Source organism: Vibrio gangliei, assembly GCF_026001925.1.
In the GTDB taxonomy this organism is placed as follows: domain Bacteria; phylum Pseudomonadota; class Gammaproteobacteria; order Enterobacterales; family Vibrionaceae; genus Vibrio; species Vibrio gangliei.
Map to the genome: position 1 here is coordinate 440,945 of NZ_AP021869.1, position 18,224 is coordinate 459,168.

The 18,224-nt window shown below is 44.7% G+C and carries 16 protein-coding genes; 1 reads left to right on the forward strand and 15 read right to left on the reverse strand.

The genetic code is table 11. From position 1 onward, the window contains the following. Positions 1 to 43 precede the first annotated feature (43 nt). From apaG to lptD, 5 genes are all read right to left on the reverse strand, one after another. The gene (gene apaG / locus Vgang_RS02035; RefSeq protein WP_105902260.1) at positions 44 to 427 is read right to left on the reverse strand and encodes a Co2+/Mg2+ efflux protein ApaG; all 384 of its coding nucleotides are present in this window, start codon (positions 425 to 427) and stop codon (positions 44 to 46) included. Positions 428 to 569: 142 nt separating this feature from the next. Beyond that, entirely contained in the window at positions 570 to 1,376 is an 807-nt protein-coding gene (rsmA, locus tag Vgang_RS02040) for a 16S rRNA (adenine(1518)-N(6)/adenine(1519)-N(6))-dimethyltransferase RsmA (RefSeq protein WP_105902259.1), read from the reverse strand. A 3-nt stretch (positions 1,377 to 1,379) separates the two neighbouring features. Further along, positions 1,380 to 2,408, reverse strand: coding sequence for a 4-hydroxythreonine-4-phosphate dehydrogenase PdxA (gene pdxA, locus Vgang_RS02045; RefSeq protein WP_105902258.1), 1,029 nt, complete (start codon positions 2,406 to 2,408; stop codon positions 1,380 to 1,382). After that, entirely contained in the window at positions 2,401 to 3,696 is a 1,296-nt protein-coding gene (surA, locus tag Vgang_RS02050; RefSeq protein WP_105902335.1) for a peptidylprolyl isomerase SurA, read from the reverse strand. Before surA ends, pdxA begins: the two co-directional genes overlap by 8 nt. Positions 3,697 to 3,783: 87 nt before the next feature. After that, entirely contained in the window at positions 3,784 to 6,087 is a 2,304-nt protein-coding gene (gene lptD, locus Vgang_RS02055; RefSeq protein ID WP_105902257.1) for an LPS assembly protein LptD, read from the reverse strand. Positions 6,088 to 6,294: 207 nt separating this feature from the next. Between lptD and djlA the strand changes: the two genes are divergently transcribed. Further along, positions 6,295 to 7,140, forward strand: coding sequence for a co-chaperone DjlA (gene djlA / locus Vgang_RS02060; RefSeq protein WP_105902256.1), 846 nt, complete (start codon positions 6,295 to 6,297; stop codon positions 7,138 to 7,140). 146 nt (positions 7,141 to 7,286) lie between these two features. Here djlA and Vgang_RS02065 read toward each other — a convergent pair whose 3' ends face one another. The 10 genes from Vgang_RS02065 to Vgang_RS02110 form a co-directional block, all read right to left on the reverse strand. After that, positions 7,287 to 9,005 carry an ArnT family glycosyltransferase gene (locus tag Vgang_RS02065; RefSeq protein ID WP_105902255.1) on the reverse strand — a complete coding sequence of 573 codons (1,719 nt, stop codon included), beginning with the start codon at positions 9,003 to 9,005 and terminating at the stop codon, positions 7,287 to 7,289. Next, on the reverse strand, positions 9,002 to 9,706 hold the full coding sequence (locus Vgang_RS02070) for a TVP38/TMEM64 family protein (RefSeq protein WP_105902254.1): 705 nt from the start codon (positions 9,704 to 9,706) through the stop codon (positions 9,002 to 9,004). The genes Vgang_RS02065 and Vgang_RS02070 overlap by 4 nt, the downstream gene beginning before the upstream one ends. 3 nt (positions 9,707 to 9,709) lie before the next feature. After that, positions 9,710 to 10,456 (reverse strand): glycosyltransferase family 2 protein, encoded by a 747-nt coding sequence (locus Vgang_RS02075; RefSeq protein ID WP_105902253.1) that lies wholly within the window; start codon positions 10,454 to 10,456, stop codon positions 9,710 to 9,712. A gap of 422 nt (positions 10,457 to 10,878) precedes the next feature. Beyond that, entirely contained in the window at positions 10,879 to 11,313 is a 435-nt protein-coding gene (zntR, locus tag Vgang_RS02080) for a Zn(2+)-responsive transcriptional regulator (RefSeq protein ID WP_105902252.1), read from the reverse strand. 75 nt (positions 11,314 to 11,388) lie between these two features. Continuing rightward, positions 11,389 to 12,636, reverse strand: a complete 1,248-nt coding sequence (locus tag Vgang_RS02085; RefSeq protein ID WP_105902251.1) for a beta-ketoacyl-ACP synthase — start codon at positions 12,634 to 12,636, stop codon at positions 11,389 to 11,391. Then, the gene (locus Vgang_RS02090; RefSeq protein ID WP_105902250.1) at positions 12,633 to 13,358 is read right to left on the reverse strand and encodes a 3-ketoacyl-ACP reductase FabG2; all 726 of its coding nucleotides are present in this window, start codon (positions 13,356 to 13,358) and stop codon (positions 12,633 to 12,635) included. The genes Vgang_RS02085 and Vgang_RS02090 overlap by 4 nt, the downstream gene beginning before the upstream one ends. A gap of 49 nt (positions 13,359 to 13,407) precedes the next feature. After that, complete coding sequence (locus tag Vgang_RS02095; RefSeq protein WP_105902249.1) at positions 13,408 to 13,878, reverse strand: hotdog family protein; 471 nt, start codon at positions 13,876 to 13,878, stop codon at positions 13,408 to 13,410. Then, positions 13,871 to 15,073: a beta-ketoacyl-[acyl-carrier-protein] synthase family protein gene (locus Vgang_RS02100; RefSeq protein ID WP_105902248.1), complete on the reverse strand. Its 1,203-nt coding sequence runs from the start codon at positions 15,071 to 15,073 to the stop codon at positions 13,871 to 13,873. The genes Vgang_RS02095 and Vgang_RS02100 overlap by 8 nt, the downstream gene beginning before the upstream one ends. An 11-nt stretch (positions 15,074 to 15,084) precedes the next feature. Continuing rightward, entirely contained in the window at positions 15,085 to 15,783 is a 699-nt protein-coding gene (locus tag Vgang_RS02105) for a DUF3261 domain-containing protein (RefSeq protein WP_245879921.1), read from the reverse strand. Beyond that, on the reverse strand, positions 15,777 to 18,221 hold the full coding sequence (locus Vgang_RS02110) for an MMPL family transporter (protein WP_105902247.1): 2,445 nt from the start codon (positions 18,219 to 18,221) through the stop codon (positions 15,777 to 15,779). The genes Vgang_RS02105 and Vgang_RS02110 overlap by 7 nt, the downstream gene beginning before the upstream one ends. Between the last annotated feature and the right edge of the window lie 3 nt (positions 18,222 to 18,224).

Sequence of the window (18,224 nt, forward strand, 5' to 3'; positions counted from 1 at the left end):
TGCCTCTCTTTCGTTCTTGGGGGTAATTTAACCTCAGCTGCGGTTAATTTAAAATATTTGGGATTGCCATACGAAATGGTGGGATATCGGCAATAAACTCTTCACTATTTTCATCCAGCATGACGTAATGCCCTTGCATGACCCCGACCGGCGTTTCTAAAGCCGTGCCACTGGTGTAAGTATACTCTTGCATGGCGTCAATCACGGGTTGTTCCCCAACCACACCATCACCTTCAATGGTAAGCTGTTTTCCATTGGCATCGGTGATTAACCAGCGTCGGCTGATTAGCTGAACCGTTTGTGGGCTATGGTTTCGTATCGTAATGGTATACGCGAAGATGTAGCGACTTCTTTCTGGTTGAGATTGCTCTTCGATATAGCGGGTATGCACTTGGCAAGTGATACTTGGTGCGGGTTGTTGGCTCACAAATATCTCCTATCCATAGAGAAGTGAATAATGCTAACTCAAGTCGTGGTTTATCAATCGGTCACGGCTTGAGTTAGCTTATTTTACTGGTTTATTGCTTAAGTTAGTTTATTGCTTAAATTAGCTTATTGCCTAAGTGTGCTTATTGTTCTTTAGCGTGTAAGTAGTTCGCTAAATCAACAAATTGAACCAGAGTTAAGTTTTCTGGGCGAATACTTGGGTTGATGCCCACTTGCTCTAACTCTTCTGCGCTAACTAGGCTCTTAAAGCAGTTGCGCACGGTTTTACGACGTTGATTAAAGCCTTCACGGCACACGCGATCTAACCATTTTAAGCTGGTCGCAGGGTATGGCAGATCTTCATACGGCGTTAAGCGCACGACGGCTGAGTCTACTTTCGGCGGAGGCACAAACGCCGTTGGCGGCACTTCCAATACTGGCATTACTTTACAGTAATATTGCGCCATTACCGTTAAACGGCCATAGGCTTTTGAACCAGGACCTGCAGCTAAGCGATTGACCACTTCTTTTTGCAACATAAAGTGCATGTCTTGAATGTCTTTATGGAACTCAAATAAGTGGAACATCAACGGCGTAGAAATGTTGTACGGTAAGTTGCCGAAAATACGCAGCTTGTTATTTGGACGTACGAGTTCATTGAAGTCAAAGCGCATGGCATCGCCTTCATGAATCGTTAACTTGCTTGATAATTCAGGGTGATTTCTTAGGCGCTCCGCCAAATCACGGTCAAGTTCGATAACCGTAAATTTATCTACTTCGCGACCCACAGGCTCAGTGATTGCGCCTAGACCTGGGCCGATTTCAACTAAGTTTTGCCCTGGAAGAGGGTTTATTGCAGAAACAATACCATCAATAATATAGGGATCATTTAAAAAGTTTTGACCAAAGCGTTTACGTGCTTTATGGCCTAGATGGACATCATTACTCATTGATTACTCTCTGTTTGCTTTCTGGCTATTAGAGGTTTCCGCCAGTTGTAAAGCATGGGTGATTGCAGTTAAAAAACTGCCTATGTCGGCATTCCCTGTGCCCGCTAAATCCAGTGCTGTACCGTGATCGACCGAGGTACGAATAAAAGGCAGTCCTAGTGTAATGTTCACTGAATTACCAAAGCCTTTATATTTTAGCACGGGTAATCCTTGATCATGATACATAGCTAAGACGGTATCAGCTTGTTGTAAATACTTGTCATTAAAGATGGTGTCAGCTGGCAATGGGCCAACTAAGTTCATACCATCTTGTTGTTTTAAACGCGCTAAGGTTGGCGTAATGGTTTCGATTTCTTCTCGCCCTAAGCAGCCGTCTTCACCCGCATGTGGGTTGAGGCCGCAGACATAAATTGCAGGGTTTTCAATGCCAAATTTATTGACGAGATCGGTATGCAAGATCCGAATGATGCTTTCTAAACGCTCTTCCGTGACTGCTTGGCTGACATAAGCCAAAGGAATATGCGTGGTCACTAGAGCAACACGTAAGCCTTCTGTTGCGAGCATCATCACCACTAATGGTGTATTTGATTTCTCGGCAAAAAACTCAGTGTGGCCACTAAACGCTACGCCAGCACGATTGATCACGCCTTTATGTACTGGGCCGGTGACTAAGGCATCAAATTCACCGCTCATGCAACCTTGGCAAGCTCGTTCTAAAGTTTTGAGTACATAATGACCATTGGCTTCATTGAGCTGACCTGCGACAACCGTTTCACTTGCTGCAATATGATCAACGTAGAGTTGGCCTTTGAGTTGTACTTGTGGTGGCATTTGCGCATCGTAATCGAGCAGTTGAACGTCAATATTTAATTGCTGTGCTCGTTGTTGCAACATTGTTTTGTCTGCGCATACGATCAGTTGATGCGGCCAATCATATTGTGACAGTGCGATGACTAAATCTGGGCCAATGCCAGCCGGCTCACCGGCGGTGATCACAAGACGTTTGATGTGGTTAATATCAAGATTATTCATCGTTGTCTTGCTCTTGTTGATTGAGATTTTCTACATAAGCACTGGCTCGGATCTCTTGTAACCAAGCTGAGGCTTCTTCATTAAATTTACGTTTAAACAGAATTTGATAAGCACGGTTTTTCATTGCAGAGTCGGTGCGATCCACCGTGCGTCGTTCCAATACTTTAACGATATGCCAGCCATGAACGGTTTTAAATGGTTCACTTATTTGACCAACTGGAAGCGTTTCAACTTGGTGTTTAAATTCTGGCACATAAGAGTCAGGTGTTTGGAACCCTAAGATACCATCTGCGACAGCGGAACCCGTATCTTGACTGTATTGTTGAGCCAATTCGCCAAAGGTACGCTTGCCTGACTGGATTTCATCAATAAAGCCATTCAGTTCTTCTTTGGCCCCTTCATCACTTAAGATGATAGAAGGTTTAATTAAGATGTGCTGCGCGTTGACCTCGGTCACGGCGACCGTTTGTAGACCTTTGACATCATCAATTTTCATGATGTGGAAACCGACACCACTGCGGAATGGTCCAATGATTGCGCCTTTGCCTTGAGTGGTAATTTGATCCGCAAAAATCGTTGGCATTTCTTCTTTACGCATCCAACCCCAATCGCCACCTTGTAGTGCTTTAGGGCCTTTTGAGTAGGTGTAAGCTAAGGTCGAGAAGTCTTCGCCATTATTTAAACGTTCGATAAGTTGTTGAGCTTCTCGTTCTGTCGCGTCTTTATCATCGCCAAAACGAAGCTGAATTTGTGAAACTTTATATTCTACATTTTGGGTAGTCTGTTCAGCCATCATGCTGGCTAAGGTTTCCACTTCCGACGGAGAGATATTCACACGGCGACGTACTTGGGCGTTACGAGCTTCACTTACCGCCATTTCTTTGCGAATTTGTTCGCGGAATACCGGGTAAGTGATCCCTTGCTGTTGCAATTCGGCGCGCATTTGATCAACGGTTTGTTGGTTATCTTTTGCAATGCCTTCAATGGCTTGGTCAAGTCGTTGGTCATCGATTTGAATGCCCATTCGTTTGGCTTCTTGCAATTGAATTTCGTCTAAAACCAATTTCTCGATGACTTGTTCTTTTAATGTGTCGAGATCCGGCAGAGTTTGGTTCTTTTCTCTAGCATTGGCTTGTACCGTTTTTAATGCGGTATTGACATCGCTTTGTAGAATAACGCCGTCATTGACGATGGCGACAACGTGATCCATTGCCTGAGGCGCAGCAACAGACGCAGAGGCTGTAAACAGGCTCATTATTCCAATGAATGCGGGAATCCATGTCTTCATTTCAGGTATCCAATTAGTACAACAAAATAAATGAGAAGCATCAGCAGAGATATTATCATGGCCTGCTGATGGCTTCATTAATCACAATTAATCGGCTAAGGCGAATGGGCGTCCATAACTTAGAGCGTTACTGCCGTCGCTGTAATCAACGCCTGCACTTTGGCCTAGACCTTTAATGCCTATGTTGAGGCTGACTTTGGACTCATAGTCTGCGCCAGGCTCTGGGTAAATATCGGCGACATTACCCGAATTGACGATATGACGAGTAAAGGTTAAACCTAAGAACCAACAGTCATCGTTATAAGTGACACCGACTAACCCTTCAAGCATTTGATCTTCGGTTAAATCGTAAAAATAACTTCCTCGAACATCCCAACGCTGAGCAACTTTGAAGCCTGTTAGGAAACCTGCTTGAGAAATACCATCACGGGTGTAAGTATTCAGTCGGCTTTCACTTAGCCCGGATGCATTATCGAGAATGTAACCTTTATCAACATAGCGATAATTTAATTGGGTATAGCCACCACCAGGCAATTTATACTCAATGGTGCTGTTTGCAACCTGTAACGTTGAGACGTTACTGTCATATTGCACACCACCTTTAAATAGCCATTCATCACTGATATTCCATTCATTCTCAAGGGCCCAAGCTGATAAGTTTGCATCGCTGCCATTTGGGTTAATGTAATAGATTTGTCCAAGTGATAAGTTAAAGCGCTCTTTGTAGTTTTCATCATAAAAACGAGAAGTTGCACCATAGCTCAGTTGGTTCGTTGCCGCGATGTAGTCGACACTACTGTATTGTGTATCACGGAATAGGCCGTAGTAGTCATTTTGCAATAGCGTAGTGTCATAGGCGTCATAGATATCGCTTTGATTCACTTCAGGAATGTACAAATACTGCAAACGTGGCTCTAAGGTTTGAGTGTAGCCACCTAGCCATTTTTGGCTATTGTCGAGAAATAGTGAACCACTAATACGATACTCTGGAACCGTACGGCTGGCATTTTCTTCTAAATCCGAATTTGCTGCCTGACCACTTTTCAGATCTTGATCGTAGTAGGTGTACATCAATTTTGCTTCGGTAGTGAGTTGTCCCCACGGCGCATAAAATGGCACCAAAACCCCAGGTTCTAAATGAACACGAGTGGCATCAGGAAGATCTTTATCATCAGTTTCAAAACGACTGATATGGCTGTTCCATTGGACATCGATGTGCGGAAGTACGTTTGCCCGATTATATTCAAATTGCAGCTGAGGCATTAAGCGGTAGGGCTGGGATGTACCTAGAACTTGGAAATCACGGACTTTTAAAGTGGTACTTGTGAGATTCGTTCGGTAGGCCACTTCTCCTTCTTGTAACAACTGACCATCTTCACGGTTACCAATGTTGGAATCGAGATCCTCAAAATAGTCGTTATCACTGACACGCGAGTAATCTACAGAGAATTTCCAGTTGCGTTGGTAGATACCATCATGATTAAAGTTCACCCCCCAACGAGAGCCTTTTTCACTGTACAAATCATCGTGATGTAGATATTCCACATTCACTTCACCACGTCCAAAACCATCGGTGAGATAACGGAATTCATTATCAAACTGCACGCCACGCTCTTGCATGTAGTTTAGTGTGGTTGTGAGGTCGTATTGTGGTGCTAAGTTAAAGTAGATTGGAACATTAATTTCCAAACCATTTTTAGTGTCATAACCACCTGATGGATAAAGGAAACCTGTTTTACGTTTATCACCAATTGGCACTGTGATGTAGGGCCAGTAAAATACCGGTACATCTAAAATTTCAAAACGAGTGTTATAGAACGTGGCTTCTTCTTCATCGTTGTCGATGTCAATATCAGTGGCTTTTACGCGCCATGATTTGTTGCCTTCTGGGCAAGTGGTCAAAGAGCCATCTTCCATGGTGTAGATGCTTTGGCCATCTTTTAAGATATAAGTGGCTTCACCGCGAGCTGGTTGGCACAACAATTTGTATTGCGTATCGTGCAATTCAACGCGTTCACCTTTTAAATCCGATTTGACTTTATTGGAGTTGGACTTGATTTGTCCATCGTTCATCGTCACATTACCATCAGCGACAATAGAATTATCCCCTTGATTAATGGTGACTTGATCGGCGGTGATTTTTTTGTGCCCTTGCGTGATCACAACATCGCCTTGATATACGGCTTGGTTTTGACCTTCGGTATGAATGCTATCGGCTTCGACATTCACGGTTTGTTGAGCAGGATCAGGCGCGTCTTTTTCAGGCGCAATACATTGATCTACTGGGACGATTTCCGGCACACTGTCGCTACTGCTGTCAGCGGCGAAAGCAGTAGGTAAGAAGGCAGCACTTATAAGCGTGGCGAGAAAAGTGCGAGAAATTGGTAGCATGAAATAAAATGGTCCTGTGAAACTTTTAGTGTGATTGTTATTTTTAAAATGTGTATTCAATACCCTTGTGCATTAACCAAGGTTATTTACAGAAATAAGACGAAATATACACAGATTTCTATATCATATAAGAATCTGGCGAGAATCGACACTATACAGACAATAGTTAACAATAAAAATTCATAGTTTGGGATTTGGAATCAATATATGTTAGGTAAATTACTGGGGATTTTGTTTGGCTCGATGATAGGGAATATTCCCGGAGCAATCATAGGTTGTTTTATCGGTCATCAATTTGATAAAGCAAGACGTAGCCAACAAGGGTTCCAATCCGCCTTTGGTTCAGGCCCTTCTCAAGCCGAGCGCCAAACGGAGTTTTTTCAAGCCGCTTATGCCGTGATGGGGCATGTGGCAAAAGCGAAAGGTCAGGTGACCAAAGAAGAAATTCAATTAGCGACCGTTATGATGGATCGCATGAATTTAACCGGTGATCAAAAGCGCATCGCTCAAGATGCTTTCCGTCAAGGTAAAGAGTCGGATTTTCCACTGGAAGAAACGCTACGCCGAGTTCGCTTTTCCGCTGGACGTCGACGTGATTTGTTACAGTTTTTCTTAGAGTTACAAATATCTGCGGCATTTGCGGACGGTTCACTGCATCCAAGTGAAGTGAATGTGTTGCAAGTGGTGGCAGCGGAGTTGGGCTTTACTGCTCAATATTTACAGCAACGTTTACGTATGCAAGAAGCGGCATTTCGTTTCCAGCAAGGTGGCGGTTTTGGTGGCTATCAGCATCAAGGTCAACAGCAATCAGGTGGTCAATGGCAGCAAGGGCCAACTCGCTCTCAATTGGATGATGCGTATGAGTTGCTGGGGGTGGATAAAAGCGCCGATGCCAAAACCATCAAGCGTGCTCACCGCAAATTAATGAATGAACACCACCCAGATAAGCTAGTAGCGAAAGGCTTACCGCCTGAAATGATGGAAGTGGCGAAGCAAAAAGCGCAAGAAATTCAATCGGCTTACGATTTAATTAAGAAAGATAAAGGTTTCTAACTCGGGACATTTATCCTTGTTGATGCAACATTTTTGAAAACGCTTCCTTGTGAGAACAAAGAAGCGTTTTTTTATGTTGTGAGGATTAGCGCGAGTTTATCTTTTGCGGGTAAATTGGGCTCGAGATAAACTCACTTGAGTAACAATTATGAATAGGGCTGATGAATAGATAATTGATAGCGTCTAATTTTTTCTGGCGCTTGGCAGGTATCTAACATGGCAGAAGCATCAAGTAAGATCCATTCACGACGATGGGCTTCACCTAACGATTGCGCCTTGCTAGCATCAAAGCACACCATATCCTCACTTTTTTCCGTCATGATGTAGCGGTTCGGTTTTTCTTTTAACCATAACCAAGCATTGCGATCTTGCTCTTGCTTATCATCCAAGTAACTAAAATGCGTGAGTGATATGGGGGAAAACAACAAGAACTGTTCTTTAAAGCGGGTTAATCCAAGCTCGCCTTGTGGGCCTATTTTTTGCTGCACTTTCAGCATCATGTCTTTAGCGGGTGTGCGAATTGGATTAAGCAATTGATAACCTGCCACACTGTACCAAATCCAAGTCAATGATAGAGCGACCGCAAAAGTACATAACGCGGAGCGTTTAAAGCCTCGATATAAACAAACAACCCAAATTAACGCTGCCACCACAAAGAAAGCCACGTAAGGATGAGGGTTGCCTTCTAAATGCTTGGTAATGACAGGCATATCAAACCAGGTCATGCCAGCTGCGACCAATAATACCAAACCAATCAAGGCTGTTAATCCTTTTAGGAACAAGTTAAAGCCCTTGTGCCAGGAATGATTAGCTAAAAAGTGACCAGCAATTAAGGCTAACATTGGTAGCGCAGGCAAGATATAGACGCCACGCTTACCAGGACTAAAGCTAAAGAACACGACGGTTAATACAATCCAACAGAGTAGGCTGAACAGAACCGGAGATTGGCGTAACTGCTGCCAGAATTTCTTATGAAAAAAGGTGAAATAAAGTGGAAACCACATTGCTGGGATCACGCTCACCACAAAGTAGTACCATGGCTTAATATGGCCCCAAGAGTTGGCGTAACGTTCTCCAGTTTGCTTGTATAAAATATTGTTTTTATAGGCAATAAAGTCAGGGTTATGACTGGACTCAGCAATCGTGAGCATCGGAACTAACCAGCAGGCCACGACGGCTAACATGGCAATAGGACCAAGTAACAATTTCCAAGACACTTGTGATTCAAATTTGTGTTTACCAGTAAAGTGCAAATACAGAATAGGGATCAGCAGTAAGGCAGGAAGAAATCCAACACCTTTAGTAATAATACCTAGCCCCATGAACGCCCAAGCTACGCAGTACCAAGTCCAACTGGCTTTGACAAAGAAGTGTCGCAGTAGACCGTACATGGCTATGGTGATCCAAGCCGCTACCATGGCATCAATTTGTGCCGCTTTCGCTTGAATAATAAATTGCGGCGCGATCAGTAGCATAAGGCCGACATTGCGTGCCGTTTTGACATTCCATAGCTTGGCCGAAATATCGTAACAACAGACTAAAGCGATTAAGCTCACAATCGCATTGGGTAGCATGAAGGTGGCTTTTAAACTCCCCGTAAGCCAATAAAAGGCTGCCATCGACCACATAAACACCGGTGGTTTGTCTGGGTAAAGCTCCCCACCTCGCATAGGGAAGAACCAATTTCCTGTTTGTACCATTTCTCGGGCGACCTCGACAAAACGAGGTTCATCGGCTGGCCACGGATCGCGTAAGCCCACACCGGCAAAGATAATGACGGCAGCAATGATCAGCAAAAAAAACAGAGTTTGGTAGTAATCTTCATTTTGCCATGCCAGTTTGCATTTTGTTGGTAGAGAGGTCATAGAGCGCTTCCCATATTGGCGTCTTTTTCTAAGTTGACATCGTTGTCCTGACTCAACAGTTCAACGCGTTGCTTAATGTGATCGCGATAGATCCAACCGGTTAATAGCGTACTAATAACAGCAAGTGCGATACTAAGATAAATCATGGTGTTACTTAAGGTATTAATGCCTGTCCCCATGAGTACAAATATTAAGGTTTGTGGTAAATAGCCCAGTAAGCTGGCGGAAAAGAATGCACAAACTGGTACACGCACACTACCAGAAAGAACATTGGTCGCGACGTTGTTGCCGATAGGGAAGAGTCGTAGCAATAAAATTTTATAAAACGGCTTATGGCTTGCGAATTGATTGAATTGGCACATTCTTTTAGGAAAGCGTCGGAATAACACGCTCCCCAATAAAAAGCGAGCGACAAGATAATTTAGTGAAGCAGCAATCAAACAAGCGACAATGGCAAGTGTCGTGCCCAAGTAAAAATGGTAGATATAACCAAAGACCAAAGCGATCACTTGTTTAGGGCCACTTAAGGCAAGGAAAACAATACTGGATAGCAAAATGATCAGATTCCCCTTCAGGCCATTGTGCTGAATGTAGTGTAATAACCAGTTTTTATCCGTCAGATGGGTCATGACCGGGCTATCAAGTTGACTCGCGAGCAATAAGCCAATGGCCACCAAACAGGCCAATTTTAACCATTTCATTGTTTATGCATCTTTGTTGTCATAGGTGGAATTAATGGTTTTGACGACTGGGCGTTTGGTGCGTTTTTGCAACCAAATGACCCCAAATATATCGACAATCCCAACCCAAGCTCGGTTCCATGCATTGTAATTTGATGTACCCACTTCGCGATCGCGATGCTTGACTTGATGAATCACAATGTCCCCACCAATCGTCTTGATCAAAGCCGGCAGGAAACGATGCATGTGGTCAAAGTACGGCAGTTGTAGATAGGTGGCCTTAGGGATGATTTTTAGTCCACAACCTGAGTCTGGCACGCCATCACCGAGTAGAGCATGACGAATTTTGTTCGCGACTTTTGATTGAAAACGGATCCAAGCGGTGTCTTGGCGTTTGGCGCGAAAGCCCGCAATACAAAAATGAGGATTCGATACTTGAGCGGCCGCTTCTAACATACTCGGCATGTCGGATGGATCGTTTTGACCATCGGCATCCGAAGTAATAATCCATTCGCCTTTCGCGTGTTTTACCGCCGTTAAGACCGCGGTGCTTTGTCCGTAACTTTTTCCATGGCTAATCACTTGTAAATCACAGCCACATTCGTTTGCGGTATAAATCGCTTCTTGTACCGTTTGATCGGTGCTACCGTCATCGGTGATCACGATTTCAACGTGTGGGTAGTCTTGCAGACTTGAATGTATTTCCTTGATTAATTTCCCTATATTTCCTTGTTCATTTTTAGCAGGGATGACGACTGAAATACTTGGCATATGGCATTCTCGTGTTTATCAATGATTCAACCCGAATGAGATACTCTACGACGATTAAAGTTCAGAAAAATCATGAAATCAGGTTGTTAGGTAGGGTTGTTCACTGCCAAAGCGGCTAATACCAATCGTACTAATTATCTGCTCATCCTTGCTTGTTAAATGGCTCGATAACTTCGTTGTACTTTTCGTTTATAAAGAAGTTGATTGTAGAATAACTACTTATCGAAAATTTACGCCTTGTTCTCAGCCTTTTTCCTGCGCAATTTCTAACCATTTAATTAGTGTGATTGGTATAACAAGTAGTGTTGCCGCTAGTGAATCAAGTTAATAACGAGATTTTATAGTGGGAGGCTTAAGATTAGCTGAAGAAAGTCTGAAATTTTCAAAAATTTTCTATTGGTAAAATGGAGAGGATTAATCCGTTAACGGCGGTGTTTTTCCGGCTTTACATGTTCAATGTCACTTTCAAGTGCTTCTAAAATCGTGCATTGCTCGGCACTGCCTTTGCCGCCACAACAAGCCGAAGATAAGGTTTGTAATGAACGTTGAAACTGCTGTAGTTCAGCCAATTTTTGCTCAACATCGGCCAGCTTGGCATCGACCACTTGCTTTACATCGGAGCAAGAATTACTGGCTTTATCCACTTCTATTTCTAGTAACTCTTTGATATCTGAGAGATTAAACCCTACCTTTTTGGCGCGAAGAATAAAGAGCAAGGCTTGTTTGTCTTGCTCGTTATATAATCGATAGCCAGATTCAGAACGTGAGGAAGGGGCTAGCAAGCCCGATTTTTCATAAAACCGTAGCGTGTCATTGTTGATGCCACACAGTTTGGCAAGCTCTCCGATTTTGTACATATTCTGTATCCCTAGTCGTTCTTTACCGCTCTTAACCGTGCCCATCTTTGTATGATTAAGAACGTTTAGATCTTTTTAGATCTCTATTTTCTTAAAAATGATCGAGGTATTGATGCCGCCGAAAGCAAAGTTATTGCTCATGATGTATTTACAATCGAGCTTTCTGCCATTGTCACGAATATAGTCAAGATTACCGCATTCAGGATCGACATTTTCAAGGTTTAACGTCGGGCTAAACCAGCCAGTGTGCATCATTTCCAAACTTAGCCAGGCTTCCATGGCGCCACAGGCTCCCAATGTGTGACCAAAATAGCTTTTTAGTGAGCTGATCGGGGTTTGGCTGCCAAATACATTGTATGAGGCTTGGCTTTCGGCAATATCGCCACGGTCGGTTGCGGTGCCATGAGCTGAGATGTAGTCAATCACGCTAGGAGATAAGTTGGCATCTTCAAGCGCTAACTCCATGCAGCGTTGCATGTTTTCCATTTGTGGCTGGGTAACATGAGCGGCATCGCAGTTACTGGCAAAGCCAACAATTTCCGCATAGATTTTTGCACCACGCGCGATCGCATGTTCATATTCTTCAAGCACTAATGTGCTGGCACCTTCTCCAATCACCAAACCATCGCGGTCTTTATCATAAGGACGAGGAGTGGTTTTGGGCGCGTCATTTTTCAAACTGGTTGCAAATAAAGTATCAAACACGGCCGATTCGGTTGGGCAAAGCTCTTCGCCGCCACCGGCTACCATCACGGTTTGGTAACCATGCTTGATGGCTTCATAGGCATACCCAATCGCTTGGCTGCCTGAAGTACAGGCACTGCTGGTGGGGATCACGCGGCCACGCAGCCCGAAGAATAAGCCAACATTCACTGCCGAAGTGTGTGGCATCATTTGGACATAAGTGGTGGCGGTGATGGCGCGAGTGGATTTTTCATTGAGCATGACGCCAAAAGCCCCGATAGCAGGGGTACTGCCAGTTGAAGACCCGTAAGCGACACCGGTTTGGCCGTTAGTGAGCACATCGTGTTTTTCACCGTCTGCTGTGAGGAGTCCACTTTGCAGTAGGGCGTTTTCTGAGGCGAGTGTGGCCATTTGTGACACACGACCCATGCCGCGGATCTTTTTACGGGTGTAATGTTTTGGCAATTCAAAGTCTAAAACCGGCGCAGCAAGTTTGGTGTTTAAACCATCGTATTGCACGTAACTTTCCATGAACTGCACTGCATTTTCGCAAGCACGTAATTTAGGCTCTATTTGTTGCCAGTTGTTACCAAACGCAGTAACACCCGACATGCCGGTGACGACGACACGACGACTCATACTAAACCTCCATTGACTGAAATCACTTGGCGAGTGACATAAGCGGCGTTATCGGACATCAAATAACTCACCAAGCTCGCCACTTCCTCAGGTTTCCCCATACGGCGCAGTGGTACTTGCGGCAGCGCGTGCTCTTGAACGTGCTCATCCACCATGCCGGTATCTATCAACCCGGGAGCAACACAGTTCACTGTGATCTTGCGTTTCGCCAGCTCTAAGGCTAAGGCTTTGGTGGCGCCAATCACACCCGCTTTGGCAGCGCTGTAATTGGTTTGGCCTCGGTTGCCCATTAGACCAGACACGGAAGCCATCGTGACGATACGACCGCCTTTTCGCAGTTGCACCATAGGCATAACACACGGGTGAAGTACGTTATAAAAACTGTCTAAATTGGTGTGGATCACGCTGTCCCATTCTTCACTCATCATGGCAGGAAACGCGGTGTCTCGAGTAATACCAGCATTGCTGACCACACCGTAATAAGCGCCATGTTGTTCAATATCCGCTTCGATCGCTTGTTTGCATTGTTCGCGATTGCTGATATCAAATTGAAGTACACGCGCTTTGCCGCCGGCTTGTTGTATCTGTTCGAGTGTTGCTTGTGCTCCAGCATGATCACTCATGTAATGCACGACAATAGAAAAGCCATCTTGGGCTAATTGAATCGCAATGGCTTGGCCAATGCCTTTACTGGCTCCGGTGACGAGAACGTGTCGGGTCATCGAGTTTCCTTTTATTCTTAGGTTAAGCGTTATTCTTGTCGCCAAGATTTTACTGGCTTAACATCTGGTTCAATTGTTGTGGCGATGGCACAAAAGCATTCAGTTGCGCGCTGGCAATTTCTTGTCCTTGGTGTTGGATCTGACACGCGAATGCCGCCATGCCATTATTATCCATCAAATGTTCAGCATAAATATCATAAGTTTGCCCCAGCTCAAATTGCACATTTGTACTTTTGTAGCGCCGGGTGCCGAGCAAAAAACCGATCTCAGGCGGCTTGCCTTTTAATTTACATTGATAGCCCGACCAAGCGGCAACAGATTGCGCCATAAATTCAATGCCGACATAACCTGGTACGGCTTGAGTCTCTCTATTAAAAAATAGCCCTTGTTCACAAATCGTGACTTGAGTGTGAATGTGGCTTTCATCCACTTCGATTAAGGTATCAATCAGTAACATCGGATCTTGATGGGGGACTAATTCATTGATTGATAAAGCATGAGAAGTAAGAGGTTCAGTCATTTGGGTATCCAAAAATCAGGCTGACGTTATTACCACCAAACGCAAATGAATTGCTCAGTATGGCTGGGCGTTCAAGTGTCTGCTGTGTGTGTGCGAGCTGAATACTAAATTCATCACTTTTACCGTCATTGATTTGTGCGGGTAAAGGCAACTGATAGTGTAATACATGCCAGCAAATGGCCGCTTCAATGGCACTGGCAGCTCCAAGCGTATGCCCAGTTAAGGGTTTGGTTGAGCTCACCGGCGTTTGGTTGCCAAATACGCGTTCAATCGCTTTGGCTTCCATCGCGTCATTGAGCTTAGTTGCTGTGCCATGAGCATTAATGTATCCGATATTTTGTGGTTTCAGTCCTGCTTGTTTGAGTGCTTTGCGCATGGCTTGCTCGGCTCCGGCTCCTTCAGGATGCGGCGCTGAGATATGGTGCGCATCTGAACTGTCTCCTGCACCCATTAGAGCCACGCACGGTTGTTGTTCGGCTGGCTTTTCTAATGACAGCAACATGAAAGCCGCTGCTTCACCGATATTGATGCCATCACGATTATCACTGAACGGATTGCAATGTTGATGTGAAAGCGCTTCTAAGCCATAAAAGCCGTTTAAGGTTAATTTACATAAAGTATCAGCACCACCGGCGATGACCGCATCCACTAATCCTGCTTTAAGTAGACGCTGCGCCGAAATAAAGACTCGACCGCTAGACGAGCAAGCGGTTGAAATGGTGTAGTTGGGCCCCGTGATGCCATAATATTCGGCGATAAAACGACTAGTGTTGGCCATTTCTTGTTGATGATAATCAAAGTGTTGTGGCAATTGTTGGCTTTGTTGCCACTGACTAATGGCTTGTTCACCATCTGAGATACCTGAGGTACTGGTGCCCACGATAACAGCGATACGATCGGCCCCATATTCCTTAATGGCTTTCTGTATTGGCTCATCCATTTGTAATAATGCGGACAAGGTTAAGCGATTGTTATGGGTATTTTGATGGGCGAATTGTTCACTGATTTCAGGTAATGGTCCTGCCGCTACGCCAACAACGGTTTCACTGCCATCGTTCAGCCAATCCCGGCTAAGTTGCATATTCGGTGTGCTGCCAGCCTGCAAATGCTGGTGGATCATGTCGGCGTTCCAGCCAAGAGCGGAATGCGATCCGCAAGCATGAATGTAAACAGGCTGATTTGGCACAGTAGGCATGGTTTTCCTTATTACGAATGGTGGTCCAATAAAGCCGCTTGATATTGTAAGGTTTTTATCACGATGGTGAAGTTTAAAACGTGATTAATAAAGGTGATGTCACCTTTCAGCGGCTCAATATTAGCATAGTGGATCTCTGCGACCGTTTTTTGGTCTGAGTTCAGTAATACTCGAGTTTTTCCTGTGGACGTTTGGGTTTCTGTGAGCTGCCAACCGAGAGGAGCGAGTCGAGTCTGCCAAACCTCGATTGGCCAGAGCGTGATCATCATATTAAACAGCACTTGCTCTGGTTTCGGCAGTTGGTCAGAGAGCCCGGTCATCACATAGGTGTCGAATTGTTGATCGTGATAACTCAGGCTGAGTAGACGGGTTCCCCAAGAGGAAAAACCGGCGAGCACTACCTTATCTTGGCTAACTTGTAATTGGATCGGCAATTGTTGGCTTTGTTGTTGATGCGCTTGGTCTTGATAGCTCACGCTAAGTAATTGGCTTGCGGTTAATGTGTAACCTAAATCAGCCGGTTGAGGTAGGCTTACCCAGGCATTGTCATCCAGTTGGACTTTATTCTGTTGTTCAGCATTTTTTTGTTGAGCATTCTCTTGTTGAACATTGTTTTGCTGATCAGTCGTTTGCGCACACCCCGTTAGCAAGAGTGAAAAGCAGAGCATCAAGCAAGTAACGACCTTTTTAGACATCTTAGAACCTAACATGATGATTTTTCCTCGTGAGCGGCTGATGGTGAGGTATTAGAAGATCCAGTGTCTTGGTTGGAAGCCGCTTTTGGGTAAGACGTGTTCTGATAACTCATCGCCAAGGGTGCCAGTAGCCAAGACACTAATATGCCAAACAAAACCGTGATACCGAAGCTTTGAATCGCTTGAGTTTGGCTTAGCGCGAGTAAACCAAACGAGAGCAAAGTGGTGAGCGCTGATAAGGTAATGGCCAACAAGGTGGCGGTCACTTTTTTACCAGAGTGTGTGCCTGCGCGAGATTGCTCTGCAAAGAATAGGGTGTAATCAATACCAATTCCCAAAATTAAGATCAGAGCGAGTAGGTTAAATAAGTTTAATGACGCGCCGGTTAATGTGGTAATGGCCAATCCGACACAGCCTGCGATCAATGGCGGCAAAACAATTCGAATACCTTGTGCTAAGCCATAACGCAGTGACACCACCAATAAAATGAAAGCGCTGGCTAAGGCTAATAGTTCAGTAACGTGTTGGCGATATAAGCCAAATAATTCCGAGACTTCTTCTGTTTTATTGAGATAACGAACGTCTGGATTTTGGTTCGCCACCTGTTTTATTGCACTGCTATCTTTTACGCCATTTAAACTGATCATAGCGGAGTATTGGCCTTCTAATTGACCGAGCCATAAAAAGCGTAGTGGTTTGGATACCGCTGAGGCAAGAAAGTCTTCGATATCGATGGCTTTAAACTCAGCCGACAGTTGAGGCGTTTGCTTGAGTTGCAGTGTTTGCTGTAACACTGGCACTTGAGACTGATACAAGGTTTGAATGAGACTGAAGTTTTGCTGTTGCTGCTCTGGGCTAGGAATAAACTGGCTGAGGCTTTGATAACTGCTCAGTTGGCCTTGCTGAATTTGTTGATCCAGTAATTGAGACACTTGTTGTAATCGCTGTAATAAGGCTGCGCGAGACTCGGCGCTGACTAACAGCATTTGCTGCGAATTATTGATTCCAGTAATCGCCTTAATTTGCTGCTCTTGTTGCTGCAATGAGGCTGGCAATGCTTGCAATTGGCGAATGTCATCATTGTATTGCACATGAAACAAACCCAATACCGCGGCAATGAGTAGTAATCCCGGTAGAGCAATACGAACGTGTTTATGTTGCCATAATTGTAACCAGCGAGCGAAAAAGGCATGAGCAGGAAGTGGGCGAGGTGCGCTGGGCGTTGCCGCTAAAATAGGATACCAACACACCACTGTGGCATAAGCGGCAATCAAGCCAACTGAGGAAAACAAAGCCAATTGCTGTAAGCCAGGAAAAGGCGCAACCATCATACCTAAGTAACCAATTAAGCTGGTGATTAAGCCTAGGCTAATCGCTATGAGAATATGCTTTAGCCCCTGCTGCGCATGCCACTTTGAGCCTGCTGCTAAGCGTTCAGTTAAATAGTGAAAGGCATAATCTATCGAGACCCCGATCAAACTGGCCCCAAACACTAAGCTAAATAAATGGACTTTGCCAAAGAGGGCAACCGTGACAACAAAAGCCGCCACAAAACCACAAGCAATCGACAATAGGGCTAAATTGAGAGGCATCATGCTGCGATAGATGAAAAGCACCAATAAGATGATGCCCACCAAAGAGCCTGCACCAATGGTGCTGATTTCACTTTTGGCGCTTTCACTGCCGTGGGCGGCGTAGAAAATCACCCCTGTATGCAAGAGTGAAATCTCGTCATCTTGCCATTGAGTACGGATGCCTTGTTCTATGTTCTCTAGCTGTGGTAATTGCTGTTGTAAGTTCAAGCTATAGGCGGAGCCATTGAGATCAGCGGTGAGCAAGATGTAATGTTTGCCTTGGTACTCTCGAGTTAAATAGCCGTGGCTTAACTTAAATTGACCACTGTTGGCCGTAAGTTGTTTTAAGTAGTCACGAAATAATAAAAAAGGGTCTTGGCTGAGTTCGGTGGCGCTGACCCCAGAAAATGGATGATACAAAGACTGAATGACGTATTGAGTTTGCGCTGCAGGGTTTTGATGCAGTCGTTGTTGTTGCTCGTGGGTGAGTAATTGAAAACGCGCATCAAAGAAGAACTTTCCCCACGCTTGTTGCGCATTGTCATCGACCTTGCCGTCCACTTGTTTGAATAAAGGTAAACCTTTCAGATCCTGCTCCAGTTTCTCTGCCGCCTTTTTTGAGGTGGAGAAAGAGGGGCTCCCTACCAGAAAAATAACTTTATCACTCATGCTTGACGCCACTTTATCAAAAGCTGCTTGAGCAATTGGATCTTGTTGATTTTTTGGAAGTAGCGCCATGATGTTGGTTTCGATAGGCAATGATTTACTGACCTGTGTGATAAGCAAAGCCACTAATACCAACATGATCGCGAGCCAACCACGCGCACACCAAGATTGGCGACGCTGAGAATGAGGATTGAGGGTGGGCTGCGATGACATCCG